Source organism: Streptomyces sp. NPDC003247, assembly GCF_042888135.1.
Taxonomy (GTDB): Bacteria; Actinomycetota; Actinomycetes; order Streptomycetales; family Streptomycetaceae; genus Streptomyces.
This window is the reverse complement of sequence record NZ_JBIAPF010000004.1, coordinates 851,550-867,127: the sequence shown is the minus strand read 5'-3', so window position 1 is coordinate 867,127 and position 15,578 is coordinate 851,550. Positions and strand designations below refer to the sequence as shown.

The following is a 15,578-nucleotide window of genomic DNA, read 5'->3' as shown; positions in this document are numbered from 1 at the left end:
CGGTGCCGAAGCGGGCGTCAGCGTGCGGGAGTCGGTGGTGCGGTGCTCGACCGCACCACCAGCTCGGTGCCCAGTTCCACGCGCGGCGGGTCGGCACGCTCGCCGCGGGCCAGGTTGAGGACCGTGCGGACGGCGAGCTTGCCCATGTCGGCGAGGGGCTGCCGGACGGTCGTCAACGGCGGTGCCGACCAGCGGACTTCCGGGAGGTCGTCGAAACCGACCACGCTCATGTCCTCCGGTACGCGCAGACCGCGCCGGCGCAGCGCCTCGATCGCGCCGAGCGCCATCTGGTCGCTGGCCGCGAACAGGGCGGTCGGCGGCTCGGGCAGGTCGAGCAGCGCGGTGCAGCCGGCGAAGCCGGACTCGGGGTGGAAGTCGCCGGGCACGACCAGGGTGTCGTCCACGGCGAGGCCGGCCGCCTCCAGGGCCGCCCGGTAGCCGTCGAAGCGGGCGCGGGAGCACAGCAGGCGCGGCGGGCCGGCGATCAGACCGATCCGGCGGTGGCCGAGGGAGATCAGGTGCTCCGTGGCGGCCAGTCCGCCCGCCCAGTTGGCGGCGCCGACGGCCGGGGTGTCGAGGGCGGGGGAGCCCGTCGGGTCGACCACCACGAGCGGTACCCCGAGGATGCGCAACTGCTCGTGCAGCGTGGGTTCCAGGGCCGAGGTGACGAGGATGACGCCGTCGGAGGCGCGGGCCCGCAGGTTGCGCATCCACTCCCGGGCCGCGCCGGAGCGCCCGTGGATCGCCGACACGACCGTACCCACGCCGGCCGCGTGGGCGACCTCCTCGACCCCTCGGATGATCTCCACCGCCCAGGGGCTGTCGAGGTCGTTGAAGACCAGGTCGAGCAGGGCGGCCCGGGTGCGGACGGCGGAGGGGCGTTTGCGGTAGCCGTGCCGGCGCAGCAGGTCCTCGACCCGGGCCCGGGTCCTGGGCGAGACGTCGGAACGGCCGTTGACCACGCGGGACACCGTCGGTACGGAGACGCCGGCCTGCCGGGCGATCTCCGTGATGGTGATCCTGCCGCGGGCCGCGGGTGCCGTCTCGTCCGCTGCCACTTGCCCCACCTCCGTCGCGTTCGGGACGCTCCCGTCGAAACTTCCAGGAGTCTTCCGGAAAGTCGGCGGCCGTGGGAAGACGTTCAAGGGAGACGTCCGAAGGAGACGTCCGAGGGAGACGTTCAGGGGCCGCGGGACCGGATGCGGCGCGGCGGAAGCCGGGCGAGGCGGGGAGCGGCGGCCGTGGGGGGTGTGACGTACGGGAGGGCGACCGGCGGCTCACGGGGAGTGAGCGGCTGCGGACACGGGTCGGGGCCGGTGCGCGGCGGAGGCTGCATCCGGCCCCTTCGATCGGCGGACGGCGTCGGCCGGCCGTCCGCGGTGGTGCTCAGGCCGCCGTGACGACCCTGCCGGTGCCCAGCGGACGGTGCGGGGCGATGATCTGGCCGTCCGGCAGGAGTTCACCGGTGTCCTCGAAGAGCAGGACGCCGTTGCACAGCAGGCTCCAGCCCTGTTCGGGGTGGTGCGCCACGAGGCGGGCGGACTCCCGGTCGGCGGATTCGGCTGTCGGACACGGCGGCTGGTGCTGGCACATGGATGGGATCTTCCGCTCTGGTGTGGTGCGTGGACGATGTGTGGTGTCTGTCCCGCGGCGTGAAACGTCGTTCATGGCCGCCCCCCGTTGTGATAAGTCGGTCGGAACCCAGTGTTGCCCCACGGGCGTCGTTCCGCAGGGATTTCGCGGCACCGCTTCTCACAGGTTGAGGACGCATCACCCTCGTGGGCGGTTCAGCTCAACTGCCCGGTCACTTCGGGTGGTTCTCGCTGGCCGGATAGGGCTAGTCCGGGGGGCCGAGGGGGGTGTGCGACAGTGCCGTACCCCGCCACCGGGGCCGCGGTGGCGGGGTACGGAGGAGGGGGCCCGGGCCGGTGCCGGGCGGGTGGGTCAGGCCGGGGAGCCGAGGAGGGGTTCCTGGCCGGGGGCGACCCGGGGCTGCTGGCCCGGTGCGACCCGCAGGGTCAGCACCGGCAGCAGTTCGGCGACCCGGTGCGGGCGGTGGGCGGCGATGCCGGGGGGCGCCGGGGCCAGCGGCACCAGCAGGTCGGTCGCGGCGGGGTGGCCGGTGGTGCCGTCGGAGGCGCAGTCGCCGTGCAGCCACAGCGTGAGCATGTACAGGCCGGGCACGGACAGCAGACGCGCCTGGTAGGGCTGGGTGGAGGTCTCGGCCTGGCGCAGCGCGCGCTCGGTGGAGGCGATGTAGGGGCCCTCGAAGAAGTGGGAGAAGGCCCAGCCGTCCGGGGTGAGCCGGGTCTCGGCCGCGGCGACGGCCCGGTCGCCGGAGCGGATCAGGAAGCGCCAGCCGGCCAGCCGGGTCGCGGTCACGCCCTCGGCGGTGATCCGGTCCAGGACGTGCACGGGGAGCGGGAGTTCCGGGGTGACGGGCCCCTGGGCGGTGCGCAGGGACGGGGTCCGGTCCTCGCGGACCGCGGTGGGGGAAGCGAGTGCCGTGAGGACGGAGCGCAGGGCGGGCGCGGGAGCCGGGGGGACATGCAGCGGCATGGTGGGTCGCCTCTCATTCGGCAGGCACGGTGGCGCGAGGGCGTGGGGCGGACGACGCTGTCAGCTCGAGGAAGGTCGGAGAGACAGGGGCCGGGTCTGGGAGTCCGGGGTGCGCGAACGGCCCGCCGTCCGTCATGTCGACGACGACAGGCTGCTTCGACCGTGGGCGCCCACCTTCTCCGCCTTGTTCGCGGAGTTTATACGACACGTGTTCAGACTGTGTTTCGTCTAGTCGCTCCCGGGGCACTCGGCAAGAGTCCATTCGGTCGGCGATACGTGTGAATCATCCCGATTCAGAGGGGGTGGCGCCCCGATGACCTCGGGATATGCGCGCGCAACGGTCGGCCTATTCCCGTCGGCGTTTTTCACGAGATCCCATTCGTGAAACGCCGCCCGTCGCCTTGCCCGGTGAATGTGCCGGTGGACTCCTTCGGTCAGGGTAGCGGGTGGCGCGGCCGGCGGGGGACGTTATCGATCGACAGGGCTGGGCATCATCCCACCTGACCCCGGGACAGCCGGCGGCCGGACGTCGGCCGCCCCGTGCGAGGAGGGACGCTTCGATGGGGGAGAAGGTCGTGGCAGGCGGGTTCGACCTGGCCGATCGTCAGCGCTACCGCGACAAGCTGCGGCAGTGCCTGACGGGGCTGGAGCGGCTCCTGTCCCAGCAGTGCTTCGACCGCCCGAAGAACCTCATGGGTCTCGAGATCGAACTGAATCTCGCGGGTGCCGACGGCCTGCCGAAAATGCTGAACGGACAAGTTCTGGAGCGGATCGCGAGCCGAGATTTCCAAACAGAACTCGCCATGTTCAACCTGGAAGTCAACATAGCTCCCCACCGATTGGGCGGCCGGGTATTCGACCGGCTCGCGGAAGAACTCCGCACCTCATTGGCATATGCCGACCGAAAGGCGGGCGAGGTCGACGCGGGAATCGTGATGATCGGTATTCTGCCGACTCTCGACCGTGACGACCTGGTCTCCTCCAACCTCTCCGAGGCCGACCGCTACACCCTTCTCAACGACCAGATCGTGGCCGCCCGCGGTGAGGAGTTCACCCTGGAGATCGACGGCGTCGAGCGCCTGTCGTGCACCTCCAAGTCGATCGTCCCCGAGGCCGCCTGCACCTCGGTGCAACTCCACCTCCAGGTCACCCCGGACCGCTTCGCCGACGTGTGGAACGCCGCGCAGGCCGTCGCCGCCCCGCAGGTCGCCCTCGGCGCCAACTCGCCCTTCCTCTTCGGGCGCGAGCTGTGGCGCGAGTCCCGGCCCCCGGTGTTCCAGCAGGCCACCGACACCCGGCCGCCGGAGCTCCAGGCGCAGGGCGTGCGGCCGCGGACCTGGTTCGGCGAGCGGTGGATCAGCTCGGCCTACGAGCTCTTCGAGGAGAACCTGCGCTACTTCCCCGCCCTGCTGCCCATCTGCGACGAGGAGGACCCGCTGGACGTCCTGGCGGCGGGCGGCGTCCCCAAGCTCGCCGAGCTCGTCCTGCACAACGGCACCATCTACCGCTGGAACCGCCCGGTCTACGGCATCGCCGACGGCGTCCCCCACCTGCGCGTGGAGAACCGGGTCCTGCCGGCCGGGCCCACCGTCACCGACGTCGTCGCCAACGCGGCCTTCTACTACGGCGTCGTCCGCGCCCTCGCCGAGGACTCCCGGCCGGTGTGGACGCGGCTGCCGTTCGAGGCCGCCGCCGCCAATTTCGACGCCGCCTGCCGCCACGGCATCGACGCCCGTCTGCAGTGGCCGCGGCGCGGCCGGCTGGGCGGCACGACCGAGGTCGACGCGGTGAGCCTCGTGCGCGACGAACTGCTGCCGCTGGCCGAGGCCGGACTGGACGCCTGGGGGGTGGAGCCCGTCGACCGCGATCTCTACCTGGGCGTCATCGAGGAGCGGTGCCGACGGCGGACCAACGGCGCGAGCTGGCAGGTGGCCACCTACCACCGCGCCCTGGAAGCGGGCCTGTCCCGCGACGCGGCCCTCGCGGCGACCACCCGCCGCTACGCCCAGCTGATGCGCCAGGGAGAGCCGGCGCACACCTGGCCGGTGGGGCTGCCGGAGCCGGTACTCACCCGGTGAGGTCGCCTGTGGCGGGCAGGGGCCTTCGTGGAGGGACCCTCCTGGTGGGAACCTTCGTAGGGGACCCTGTGCGGGGCCTCTTGCCGGGCGGGCGTCTGTAGGGGGCGCCGTACGCGGCCTCGTACGCGGCCTCGGTACGGGGGGCCGCTGACGTCTGCCCCGGAAACATCGGGCAAGCTGTGACGTCCCATGACGGTGGTGTCCTCCCTGTCGGTCCGTGTGCCGGTGTCCGGTCGCACGGCGGACGACGGCGAGGTGCGCCCCGTACGGCGTCCGTCCCACCCGACGGCCCGTCGCGCACGTGCTCGCACCTGTTTCCGAGACCCTGGCGACGCGCGGACGGGGTGACGGCGGGCTCACCCAACTGGAGGCGCGTGTGCAGGCGGACGAGGGGCCGGCGGTCGGTTCTTTCCCGCAGGAGCGGTTCTCGCGACGGATCTTCCGTGACGAGACACTGCTCGTTCTGGGGCTTTCGCTCGGTGCGAGCGGTGTGTCCGCCCTGATCAGCTTTGTCGGATCGGTCACGAAACCGGGAGGGCTGAAGGACCAGGCGGCGACCCTCAACGCCTCGGCCGCGCCGGGCCGTCCCTGGCTCGATCTGGCCTGGCAGCTCTTCTGGATCGCCACCGCCCTCGTCCCGGTCGCCCTCGTCGCGCACTTCTTGATGCGGGAGGGGCGGAGCCTGCGCACCCTGGGCTTCGACCGCACCCGCCCCTGGCCCGACCTCGGCCGCGGCGCCGGGGTCGCGGCGGTCATCGGCAGTGCGGGCATCGCCTTCTACCTGGCCGCGCGCGGCCTCGGCTTCAACCTCACGGTGGTGCCGGAGGCGTTGCCCGACGTGTGGTGGAAGTACCCGGTGCTGATCCTTTCCGCGCTCCAGAACGCGATCCTCGAAGAGGTCATCGTCGTCGGCTATCTGCTGCGCCGGCTGGGCCAGTTGGGCTGGACCCCGGTCGGCGCGCTGGCGGCCAGTTCCGTACTGCGCGGTTCGTACCACCTGTACCAGGGCATTGGCGGCTTCGTCGGCAACCTGGTGATGGGTGTGGTGTTCGTCCACCTCTACCGGCGCTGGGGCCGGGTGGGCCCCCTGGTGGTGGCCCATTCCCTGCTCGACATCGGGGCGTTCGTGGGATACGCGCTGCTGGCGGGGAAGGTGGGGTGGCTGCCGACGGCCTGAGTCACCAGCCACCCGGGTCGCCGTCCGGACCTCGGCCGGACCTCGGCCGGACCTCGGCCAGACCTCGGCCAGACATCGTCCGGACGTCGTCTAGACGAGGAGGTCGCCCTCGATGACGGTGACCGCGCGGCCGTTGAGCAGGGTGCGCTCGCCGCGCACCTCGGTGCGCACCCGGCCCGACCGGGGGGAGGCCTGGAGACCGGTGAGGCCGGGGCGGCCCAGACGCTCGGACCAGAAGGGGGCCAGGGCGGTGTGGGCGCTGCCGGTGACCGGGTCCTCGTCGATGCCGACGTTGGGGAAGAAGCAGCGGGAGACGTAGTCGTAGCCGCAGGCGGGGTTCTCGGCGCGGGCGGTGGCGATGATGCCGCGCGCGGAGTGGGCGGTGAGCGCCTTGTGGTCCGGCCGCAGGGCGTGGACGGTCTTCTCGTCGGCGAGTTCGAGCAGGAGGTCGCCGACGTTCGGCCCGGTGTCGAACGCGGCGAGCGGCTCGGCGCCCAGGGCCTCGGCGGCGCCCCGCGGGACGTCCACGCGGGTGAGCGGGGCGGTCGGGAAGTCCAGGGTGACGGAGCCGTCCTCGGCGGGCGTCGCGACGAGCACGCCGCTTCGGGTGGCGAACCGCACCGGCCCGTCGTGGGCGCCGGTGGTGTGCAGGACGTGGGCGGTGGCGAGGGTGGCGTGACCGCACATGGCGACCTCGGTGACGGGCGTGAACCAGCGAAGCGCCCAGTCCGCCTCACCCCCCGCCGGGAGGGGGTGCGCGAACGCCGTCTCGGCGTGGTTGACCTCCAAGGCCACGTTCTGGAGCCAGTCGTCGCCCGGGAAGGCGTCGAGCAGCAGGACCCCGGCCGGGTTCCCGGCGAAGGGGCGGTCGGTGAAGGCATCGACGATTCGAATCCGCATGTCCGTGACGGTAAGGGGTGGGGGGAGCGGGGGGCCAAGGCCAATTCGAAGGGCTTGGCCTCAATCGGGGGGTTTCGGCCGCGGTCGGTGGTGGGGAGGCGCGCCGTCCGGGAGCCGGGAGCCGGGGGCCGGGAGCCGGGGGCCGGGGGCCGGGGGCCGGGGGGTTTTCCCGTAGTGCGGTCCGGGGTGGGGAACCCGCCTCGCCCGCCGGGACGTTGAGGGGGCGGGGGATGCTACGGGCCGGGAGCGGCCGGACGTTTCGAGCGGAAGGATGCGGCACTGAACGACACGACTGCTGGAGACGACGACGGCACCGTCGTGCTGACCGGCGCGACCGGCTTCATCGGATCGCACGCGTTGCGCGCACTGCGGGCCCGGGGGAGAAGGATCCGGGCACTGGTACGCCGCGTTCCGGACACGAGTGCTGGGGCTGGGGCTGGGGGCGGGGCGGGGGTCGGGTCCGGGGCCGCCGTCGAGTGGGTGCGCGGGGACCTGGCCGACGCGGACGCGCTGCGCGGCCTGTGCGAGGGCGCCCGGGCGGTCGTCCATCTCGCCTCGTACATCGGCGGGGACGAGAAGCTGTGCGAGGCGGTCAACGTCGACGGCACCCGTGCGCTGATGGCGGAGGCCAGGCGCGCCGGCGTCCCCCGCGTGGTGCACCTGTCGACCGCGGCGGTCTACGGCGCCGGCCCGCACCGGGGCATCGCGGTGGACGAGATCGCGGCCGAACCGGTCTCCGCCGTGAGCAGGACCCGACTGGCGGGAGAGGCGTACGCGCGGGAGGCGGACGCCGTCGTCCTGCGCCCCGGGCTCGTGGTCGGCGCCGGGGACCGCTGGGTCGTGCCCGGGCTCGGGGAAATGGTCGAGCGGGTCCCCGCGGAGTGGGACGGCGGCCGCGCCCTGCTGTCCGTGGTCGACGCCGGCGACCTGGCCCGCCTGATCGCCGCCGCGGCCACCGGCCCCCGCCCGGTGCCGCCCGGCGTGTACCACGTCGGCCACCCCGACCCCGTACGCGTCGGCGACCTGCTGGCGCGGCTGTCGGCGCTCGGTGTGCTCCCGCCCCGCCCCGCCGAGGACTGGCCGTGGCCCACCTGCCTGGAGCGCCTGCGGGCGACCCCCGGCCGTGCCTCGGAGCGCCAGTTCGCGCTGGTCGCCCGCGACCACTGGTACCTCTCCGAGGACCTGTGGAAGCTGACGGACGAGCGCCCGGGACCCGGCCCGCTGAGCCGTCTCGCGGACGCGGCGCAGTGGTACCGCGACCACCTGCGCGCCGCCGGCGCCGGATGAGGGCGGCCCGCGGGCGCCCCGCCGTGCCCGTACGCCCACGTCGGCGTCGTGCGGGCGCGGGCCGTGTGCGGGGGCCGACGGCTCGTGGCGCGCACGCGGCGGATCACTGCGATGCTGAGAGGGAGCGGTACCCCTGACCTGACGACCAGTGGTGGTGAACGCCATGGCTGGGTTCGAGGAGAACGGCCCCTCTCCCGAGGCGCCGCAGGCCGACCCGCACGGAGACCCGTTCCTGCGGACGCGGTTCGCCGTACCGGCGCCTCCCGTGACGTTCCTCCGGCGCGAGCGCCTGGTCACGCACCTCGACCAGGCTCTCCGGACGCCGCTCACCATGGTCAACGGCTCGGCGGGCGCGGGGAAGACCCTCCTGGTCGCCGACTGGGCCGCGCGCCGGAACCCCCGGCCCCTCGCCTGGCTCACCACCGACACCGAGGGCCAGGGACCCGGCATGTTCTGGGCGTACCTGCTCCGCGCCCTGGAGGTCGCCGGCGTCCCCCTCTCCGCCGGGGTCGGCCGCCCCGCCGACGCCGGCCGTGCCGCCCCCGGACTGCTCTCCCGGCTGGCCGCCGAGCTGAGCGCGTGCGAGCGGCCCGTGACGGTGGTGGTCGACGAGTACGACCGGGTGACCGACCCGGAGATCGCCGAGCAGCTCGCGTTCGTCCTGCACCACGCCGGGCCCGGCATGCGGCTGATCCTCGTCACCCGCACCGAGCCCCTGCTGCCGCTGCACCGCTACCGGGCCGCCGGAGAACTGACGGAGATCAGGGACGCGGAGCTCGCCTTCACGCCCGAGGAGGCGGCCCGGCTCCTGGAGCTGCACGGGCTGAGCCTGCCGGTGGACGCGGTGCGCGGGCTCGTCGACCGCACCCGGGGCTGGGCCGCCGGACTGCGGCTGTGCGCCCTCGCGGCCGGTGAGAGCCCGGACCCGCAGGCGTACCTGAAGGAGTTCGAGGCCGACCGGACCGCGGTCGCCGACTTCCTGCTGGCGGAGGTGCTCGACCGGCAGCCGCCCGCCACGCGGGACCTGCTGCTGCGGGTCTCCGTCCTGGAACGCTTCTGCGCCGGACTGGCGGACGCGCTGACGGAGCGCACCGACGCCGGACCGGTCCTGGCCCGGCTGGAGCGGGAGAACGCGTTCGTCGAGCACCTCGGCCACGCCTGGTACCGCCTGCACCCGCTGTTCGCGGAGATCCTCCGGGCCCACCTGCGGATGCGCTCACCCGGCCTGGAACCCGAACTCCACCGGCGGGCCGCGCGATGGCTGCGCTCGTCGGGCTCCCTCACGGAGGCGCTCGGGCACGGCGCCGACGCCGGCGACTGGGAGTTCACCGCCGGCGCCCTGGTCGGCGACCTCGCCATCGGCCAGCTCTTCACGGGGCTGCGCTCCGACGACCTGGCCGCGCTGTTCTCCCGGATGGACCCCGAGGCGGGGAGTCCGGCGGCCGACCTCGTCCGCGCGGCCCGCGAGCTGTCCGCGAACGACCTCGGCCACGGCCTGGCCCACTTGCGTCACGCCGAGCAGGGCCTGGCGGAGGGCCGCGCGACGGAGGACGCGCCCGAGCTGGCGGCGGCCCGGCTGAGCTGCGCCCTGCTGCAAGCCCTCGCCGCCCGGCTGACCGGCTCGCCGGCCCGGGCGGAGACGGCGTCGGCGGCGGCGGACCGGCTGCGGGAGCAGGTCCCCGCCCACCTCTTGGAGCGGCATCCGGAGCTCCTCGCCCTGCTGCTGACCCACCTGGGATCGGCCCGGCTGTGGGCCGGCCGCTTCGAGGAGGCGCGGGCCGCCCTGTCCACCGTGGCCGGCTGCCCCGGCGGGGACTCCACGGCGCTCCCGCGCGAGGACTCCCTGAGCCGCCTGGCCCTGATCGACTACCTCGACGGCTGGACCGGCCGGGCGGAGCGCGGGGCCCGGGCCGCGCTGGCCGAGACGGAGCGGTTCGGCCTGCCGCAGCCGTCCGCCCCCGGCGTCGAACGGCTGGTCCTGGCCGCCGTCGCCGTGGACCGCAACGAGCTGGGCCGGGCGGCCCAGGCCCTCCTCGACGCCGACGCCGACGCCGGACCGGCCCTGGCCGACCCCGTGACGGCGGCGGGCCGTGCCGTCGCCACCGCGCGGCTGCACCTGGCCCGCGGCGACGTCCGGGCCGCGCTGGAGGCGGTGGAGTCCTCCGTCCGGGCCGACGTGCCCTCCCCCTGGGCGCGGGGGCACACGGCGCTCGTCGTCGCGGCCGCGCACCTGGCCGAGGGCCGGCCGCGAGCGGCCGCCGGACTGCTGGAGGAGGTCTCCCACGAACAGGCGGTGTGCGCCGTGGAGGCCGCGCGGGCCCAGCTCGCCGCCGGCCGGCCCGCGGCAGCGCTGGACCTGCTCGACCGGATCCGGCCCGAGGACCGTCCGGGACCCGCGGTGACCGTCCGGGCCGCCTTGGTGCGGGCACAGGCCGCGGACGCGGCGGGCGACGCCGCCGCGTCGCGCGACCTCGTCGCCCGGGCCCTGCGGGAGGCACGCCACGAACTGCTGCGCCGCCCGTTCCTCGAAGCCGGGCCGTGGCTCCGGCCCGTCCTCGCCGCGCCGCCGCTGCGCACGCTCGCCGCGGGCTGGCTCACCCCCGGCCCCGCCCCGCAGGACGGCGCGCCGGCACGGCCCGAGGAGCGGCCGCCGGTCGTCGAGGAGCTGAGCGGACGCGAGTGCGACGTGCTGCGGCGGCTGGCCGAGATGATGTCGACGGAGGAGATCGCCGCCGACCTGTACGTCTCCGTGAACACCGTCAAGACCCACCTCAAGAGCGCCTACCGGAAGCTGGCGGTGAACCGCCGCAACGAGGCGGTGCGCCGCGCCCGCGAGCTGGGTCTGCTGTGAGGAGCCGGGGTGCCGGGAGGGGACGATGCTCTGACGCGCGGTCGACCCGCCGACGGGCGGGGCAGACGCGGATCGCCCGTGGCGGGTGAGGCGCGGACCGGGGTCCTTCCCGTGCGATGGGGGTGGCGGCGGGTCGTCGGACGGCCGCTGTCCGGCCGGCACCGCCGGTGTCGCGGACCGATGCGGCGAGGTGGACCGTGACCCAGTGGAGGGCGTTGGTCGTCCTGGGCACCGCCCAGTTCCTGATGGTGCTGGACACCTCCGTCATGAACGTCTCCATCAGCCAGCTGGTCGAGGACTTCGACACCGAGGTGACCGCCATCCAGGCCGTCATCACCCTGTACGCCCTGGTCATGGCGGCGTTCATGATCATCGGAGGGCGGTTCGGGGACATCCTCGGACGACGGCGCCTCTTCCTCCTCGGCCTCGTCGTCTACGCGACGGGCTCGGCGCTGACCGCCGCCGCTCCGACCCTGTGGGTCCTCGCGCTGGGCTGGTCGGTCATCGAGGGACTCGGTGCCGCGATGGTGCTGCCGGCCATGGCGGCCCTGGTCGCCGAGTCCTACCGGGGCCGGGACAGGGCCGTCGCCTACGGCGTCATCGGCGGTCTGGCCGGCGCCGGGATCGCCGTCGGACCGCTGCTGGGCGGCTGGGTCACGACGTATCTCACCTGGCGGCTGGTCTTCGCCGGCGAGGTCGTGGTCGTGCTGGCCGTCCTGTGCTTCCGCCGGGTGATCACGGAGGCCCCCCGGAAGGGACCCCACCCGCGGCTCGACGGTGTCGGCGCCACGCTCTCCGCCGCCGGTCTCGCGCTCGGCGTGCTCGGTGTGCTCCAGAGCAGCACCTGGGGATGGGTGCAGCCCCGCAATCCGCCCTTCACCGTCCTGGGCTTCGCGCCCACCCTGTTCGTCGTCGGCGCGGGCGTGGCCGTCCTGGCCGTCTTCGCGCGCTGGGAGCGGCACCGCGACGCCCGGGACGCCGACCCGCTCGTGCACCTGTCCCTGCTGCACCGGCCCGCCCTGCGCTCGGGCCTGATGGCCCTGCTGTGCCAGAACCTCATCCTGCTCGGACTGTTCTTCACCATTCCCCTGTACCTCCAGGTGGTGCAGGGGTTCGACGCCTTCGAGACGGGGCTGCGGCTGCTGCCGGTGTCCGTCACCATGCTCGTGACCTCCCTCGGCGCGGCCCGGCTCGGACGGCTCGCCGGACCGCGCCGGGTGGTCCGGCTCGCCCTGGTGACCCTCGCCGCCGCCATCGTGTGGCTGCTGGCCACGCTCGACCCGGCCATCGACGACGCGCAGTTCGCCGGAGCGATGGCGGTGCTCGGTGTCGGCATGGGGCTGCTCGCCTCGCAGCTGGGCAACGTCGTCCAGTCCGGCGCGGGCGAGGAGGAACGCAGTGAGGTCGGCGGGTTGCAGTTCACGGCCCAGAACCTCGGCTCCGCGCTGGGCACCGCGCTCATGGGGTCGATACTCGTCGGTGCCCTGGCCCACGCCTTCACGTCCCAGGTGGAGGACGATCCGCGGCTGTCTCAGGAAGCCCGCCGCCAGACCGGCGTCGCCCTCGAGGCGGGGATCACCTTCGTCCCCACCGAGCAGGTCCGCTCGGCCGCCGAAAGCGCCGGGCTCCCCCCGTCCGACGTCGACGCCCTCGTGGACTCCTACGCCGAGGCGCAGCTCGACGGCCTGAAGGCGGCGGTGCTCGCCGCCGGGGGCGTCACCCTCGCCAGTTTCCTCGTCACCTCGCACCTGCCGTCCGCACGGGCCGAGCGCGTCGAGCGCGTCGAGCGCGCCGGACGGGGCGGCACCGGGCCGGAGGGCGGGCGACCGGCCGACCGGGACCGGAGGGAGCGGTGATGTCCGCGACCCGGCGCGGGGAGGCCGCCCGAGCCCGCCGTGCCGAGCGGCGTGCCCACGCCGACTACACCGGCGGCGTCTACGGGTCGATGCTCGCCGCCTCCGTGGTCGTCGGCGCCGGGACGCTCGGCTCGTACCCGCGCCTCGAACTGATGCTGCTGTTGCTGCTCACCGGGGTGGCGTTCTGGATCGCGCACGTGCACGCGCACCTCTTCGGGGCCCGGCTGGCGCAGGGGAGCCCGGACCGTCCGGACGTGCTGGAGGCGTGCCGTGAGGAGTGGCCGATCGTCAAGGCCGCCGTCCCGCCGGCCGTCGCCGTGGCCGTCAGCCCCCTGCTGGGCCTGGACCTCCAGGGCGCCCTCTGGCTGGCGCTCGCCGTCGCCGTCGCCGGGCAGGTGGGGTGGTCGGTGGCCGCGGCGCGACGGGCCGGGGCCTCGCGGCGTCTGATGGCCGTCACCGCGTCGGTCAACCTGGTGCTCGGTCTGCTGATCATCGCGTTCAAGATCTTCCTCAAGCACTGAGGAACTGTCCTTCCGATGCACTGGGCAACCGTCTTTCTGGTGCACTGGGCAAGGGTCTTCCCGAAGTCTGCGGAACGGTCCCGGAGCCGGCGGAACGGTCTTTCCGAAGCCTGCGGAACGGTTCCGGAGCCGGCGGAACGGTCGCCCCGAAGCCCGCCGAACGGCCCTCCCGAAGCCTGTGGAACGGGCGGGCCGCGCACCGTGCCGGGCCGCGTATCACCTGCCCGGGGTGAGGCCCCGGGGGGCCGCCGGGGCGGACCATCGCAGGGCAGGGGGACGAACGCAGGGCGAAGGGCGGCCCGCCCACCCCGGGCCGCCCGGGGGAGAGCAGTTGATGCGCTACGAGATCCGCGTCGACGGATTGATGTCGGAGACGCTGACCAGGGCCTTCCCGGAGCTGGACCACGTGGTGATGTCCGGCCAGACGGTCCTGTTCGGGCATGTCGTCGACGAGGCGCACCTCTACGGGCTGCTGGCCCGACTCCGGTCCCTGGGGCTGAGGGTGCTGGAGATGCGGCAGTTGCCGGAGTGAGGCGAAGGCCGGAGTGACGCGAAGGGGCGGGGTGCCCGACCGAAGGCGCGGGGTGCCCGACTCGGGTGCTCAGGTGCTCAGGTGCTCAGGTGCTCAGGTGCTCGGCTCAGTGGTTCTCCGACCGGACCGCCCGGACCCTGCCCGAGCGGGCGGCGGCGCCCAGCGCCTCGAAGTCCCGGTCGTTCTGGTCGGCGTAGGCCTGGGCGAAGCCGGTGAGCGCGCGGTCGAAGCGGTCGCCGCCGCCGAGATAGGCGGCGATGGCGACCGGGTCGCCGGACCGGGCGTGGGCCCGCGCCAGACAGGCCCCGCACTGTCGCGCGAACAGGCCCAGCAGCGCCGGGTCCATGGTCTCCGGCCGGGCGATGCCCTTCCAGTCCCACAACTGGCGTACGTAGAAGTCCCGTTCACGCCCGTCGAGACCCACGGCGTGCGTCCAGCCCAGGAAGATGTCGCTGGTCGTCTGGATCAGCCGCTGGCCCGCCACGACACGACGGCCCTGGTTGTCGTAGCGGCCGCCGCCGGTGTGCTCGGCGAGGACCGACTCCTGCGCCTCCTTGGCCTGGAGCAGCAGGGGGTCGTCGTCGTCCCGGCCGAGCAGCAGCAGGATCCAGCAGCGCGTGCCGACGCTGCCGACGCCCACCACCTTGCGGGCGACGTCGGCCGGGCGGTAGTGGCGCAGCAGATGGCGGCGCTCGGACGACAGGCTCCGCGCGTACCCGTCGAAGACGGCCCGGAGGTCCTTCTCCTCCTCGTCGGGGCCGGTCACCAGGTCCCGGAGCGGAACGATCAGCGGCGGGTCCGGCGTGATGCGCCGTCCCTCGGCCGTGCCCCGGGTGAGCTTCTCGAAGGCCTGGAGATGGGTGCGGGTCCGGGCGCGCGCCGTGGCCCGTGCCGTCCTGCGCCGGGCCTTCCTGTCCATCGAGGAGGCCAGCAGCTCCCGTATCCGGTCGGCGTCGTCCTGGGCGTACCAGATGTCCAGGGTGCGCATGCCGGCGAACTCCCGCATCCGCTGCCGATAGGCCCGCACGCCCGTGCGGACCACGTCGTCCTGTTCCCCGGTCGAGAAGCCGTTGGCCCGGCCGGCGATCACGAAGCTGGCCGCCAGCCGTTTGACGTCCCACTCGAAGGGACCGGCCAGGGTCTCGTCGAAGTCGTTGATGTCGAAGACGAGACGGCGTTCGGGGGAGGCCAGCAGGCGGAAGTTGAGCAGATGGGCGTCACCGCACAGTTGCACGGTCAGGCCGGTGCTCGGTGCGGGCCCGAGGTCCGCGGCCATGATCGCGGCCGCGCCCCGGTAGAAGCGGAACGGGGACTCGAGCATGCGGCCGTAGCGGACCGGCACCATCTCCGGCAGGCGGGTGGCGGACTGGCGCTCCAGGACGTCCACCGGGTCGGTGCGTCCCGCCGCCGCCTCGAACCAGCCGTGGCAGGAACGCGGCGCCCGGGCGCGGGCCTTCCGGCCGTACGCCGCTCGCTCGGCCGGTGACAGGGAGGGCGTGAAGGCAATCGGTACGACCATGGCTCCCACTCCCACTTCCTGGCGTCCTCGGCATCCCCCCGGAGCGCACCCGTGGCAGCCACCGGCTTCCCCCGCGGGATGCCCCCGGCCGATCCGGGTTCCGTCGCCCGAGCCGGGGTCTGCTCGTGGTCGTGCCGCGTACCGGAGTGCGGCTCCGCGCACCCACCTCACCGTCTCCGCACCGCGCACGGATCACCCGCGGCGGGTGACCCGGCGGCCCCGGGCCGGCGGCACGCTGGCCCGGTGAGGTCACCACACACCGCCCCGTCGGCGGTCCGGGAGTGCGGCCCGCCGCCGA

12 protein-coding genes are annotated in these 15,578 nt (G+C 74.2%); 7 read left to right on the top strand and 5 right to left on the bottom strand.

The window, feature by feature from the left end; genetic code table 11:
• Positions 1 to 17: 17 nt before the first annotated feature.
• From ACFYWQ_RS17540 to ACFYWQ_RS17530, 3 genes are all read right to left on the bottom strand, one after another.
• Complete coding sequence (locus ACFYWQ_RS17540) at positions 18 to 1,058, bottom strand: LacI family DNA-binding transcriptional regulator (RefSeq protein WP_389517346.1); 1,041 nt, start codon at positions 1,056 to 1,058, stop codon at positions 18 to 20.
• 328 nt (positions 1,059 to 1,386) lie between these two features.
• Positions 1,387 to 1,593, bottom strand: coding sequence for a DUF5999 family protein (locus ACFYWQ_RS17535; RefSeq protein ID WP_385074099.1), 207 nt, complete (start codon positions 1,591 to 1,593; stop codon positions 1,387 to 1,389).
• A 351-nt stretch (positions 1,594 to 1,944) separates the two neighbouring features.
• Positions 1,945 to 2,559: a hypothetical protein gene (locus ACFYWQ_RS17530; RefSeq protein WP_389517343.1), complete on the bottom strand. Its 615-nt coding sequence runs from the start codon at positions 2,557 to 2,559 to the stop codon at positions 1,945 to 1,947.
• 560 nt (positions 2,560 to 3,119) lie between these two features.
• Here ACFYWQ_RS17530 and ACFYWQ_RS17525 point away from each other — a divergent pair.
• Both ACFYWQ_RS17525 and ACFYWQ_RS17520 read left to right on the top strand, forming a co-directional pair.
• Positions 3,120 to 4,637, top strand: coding sequence for a glutamate-cysteine ligase family protein (locus ACFYWQ_RS17525; RefSeq protein ID WP_389517341.1), 1,518 nt, complete (start codon positions 3,120 to 3,122; stop codon positions 4,635 to 4,637).
• A 376-nt stretch (positions 4,638 to 5,013) separates the two neighbouring features.
• The gene (locus ACFYWQ_RS17520; protein ID WP_389517460.1) at positions 5,014 to 5,814 is read left to right on the top strand and encodes a CPBP family intramembrane glutamic endopeptidase; all 801 of its coding nucleotides are present in this window, start codon (positions 5,014 to 5,016) and stop codon (positions 5,812 to 5,814) included.
• 90 nt (positions 5,815 to 5,904) lie between these two features.
• Here ACFYWQ_RS17520 and ACFYWQ_RS17515 read toward each other — a convergent pair whose 3' ends face one another.
• Positions 5,905 to 6,714: a PhzF family phenazine biosynthesis protein gene (locus tag ACFYWQ_RS17515; RefSeq protein WP_389517339.1), complete on the bottom strand. Its 810-nt coding sequence runs from the start codon at positions 6,712 to 6,714 to the stop codon at positions 5,905 to 5,907.
• A gap of 318 nt (positions 6,715 to 7,032) precedes the next feature.
• Here ACFYWQ_RS17515 and ACFYWQ_RS17510 point away from each other — a divergent pair, with 318 nt between their 5' ends.
• From ACFYWQ_RS17510 to ACFYWQ_RS17490, 5 genes are all read left to right on the top strand, one after another.
• On the top strand, positions 7,033 to 8,001 hold the full coding sequence (locus tag ACFYWQ_RS17510) for an NAD-dependent epimerase/dehydratase family protein (protein WP_389517337.1): 969 nt from the start codon (positions 7,033 to 7,035) through the stop codon (positions 7,999 to 8,001).
• 163 nt (positions 8,002 to 8,164) lie between these two features.
• Positions 8,165 to 10,852, top strand: a complete 2,688-nt coding sequence (locus tag ACFYWQ_RS17505; protein ID WP_389517335.1) for a LuxR C-terminal-related transcriptional regulator — start codon at positions 8,165 to 8,167, stop codon at positions 10,850 to 10,852.
• Positions 10,853 to 11,049: 197 nt separating this feature from the next.
• Positions 11,050 to 12,708, top strand: coding sequence for an MFS transporter (locus ACFYWQ_RS17500; RefSeq protein ID WP_389517333.1), 1,659 nt, complete (start codon positions 11,050 to 11,052; stop codon positions 12,706 to 12,708).
• Positions 12,708 to 13,229 carry a hypothetical protein gene (locus ACFYWQ_RS17495; protein ID WP_389517332.1) on the top strand — a complete coding sequence of 174 codons (522 nt, stop codon included), beginning with the start codon at positions 12,708 to 12,710 and terminating at the stop codon, positions 13,227 to 13,229. The genes ACFYWQ_RS17500 and ACFYWQ_RS17495 overlap by 1 nt, the downstream gene beginning before the upstream one ends.
• Positions 13,230 to 13,563: 334 nt before the next feature.
• Positions 13,564 to 13,761 carry a hypothetical protein gene (locus tag ACFYWQ_RS17490; protein ID WP_389517330.1) on the top strand — a complete coding sequence of 66 codons (198 nt, stop codon included), beginning with the start codon at positions 13,564 to 13,566 and terminating at the stop codon, positions 13,759 to 13,761.
• Between the two features lie 106 nt (positions 13,762 to 13,867).
• Here the strand turns inward: ACFYWQ_RS17490 and ACFYWQ_RS17485 are convergent, their stop codons facing one another.
• A complete protein-coding gene (locus tag ACFYWQ_RS17485; protein WP_389517328.1) occupies positions 13,868 to 15,280 on the bottom strand; it encodes a DUF2252 domain-containing protein in 1,413 nt (470 codons plus the stop codon).
• Positions 15,281 to 15,578 lie beyond the last annotated feature (298 nt).

Coding starts and splice junctions, on each gene's coding strand:
- ACFYWQ_RS17535 (WP_385074099.1), bottom strand. CDS start 1,593: ATGTGCCAGCACCAGCCGCCGTGTCCGACAGCCGAATCCGCCGACCGG.
- ACFYWQ_RS17530 (WP_389517343.1), bottom strand. CDS start 2,559: ATGCCGCTGCATGTCCCCCCGGCTCCCGCGCCCGCCCTGCGCTCCGTC.
- ACFYWQ_RS17525 (WP_389517341.1), top strand. CDS start 3,120: ATGGGGGAGAAGGTCGTGGCAGGCGGGTTCGACCTGGCCGATCGTCAG.
- ACFYWQ_RS17515 (WP_389517339.1), bottom strand. CDS start 6,714: ATGCGGATTCGAATCGTCGATGCCTTCACCGACCGCCCCTTCGCCGGG.
- ACFYWQ_RS17505 (WP_389517335.1), top strand. CDS start 8,165: ATGGCTGGGTTCGAGGAGAACGGCCCCTCTCCCGAGGCGCCGCAGGCC.
- ACFYWQ_RS17495 (WP_389517332.1), top strand. CDS start 12,708: ATGTCCGCGACCCGGCGCGGGGAGGCCGCCCGAGCCCGCCGTGCCGAG.
- ACFYWQ_RS17490 (WP_389517330.1), top strand. CDS start 13,564: ATGCGCTACGAGATCCGCGTCGACGGATTGATGTCGGAGACGCTGACC.
- ACFYWQ_RS17485 (WP_389517328.1), bottom strand. CDS start 15,280: ATGGTCGTACCGATTGCCTTCACGCCCTCCCTGTCACCGGCCGAGCGA.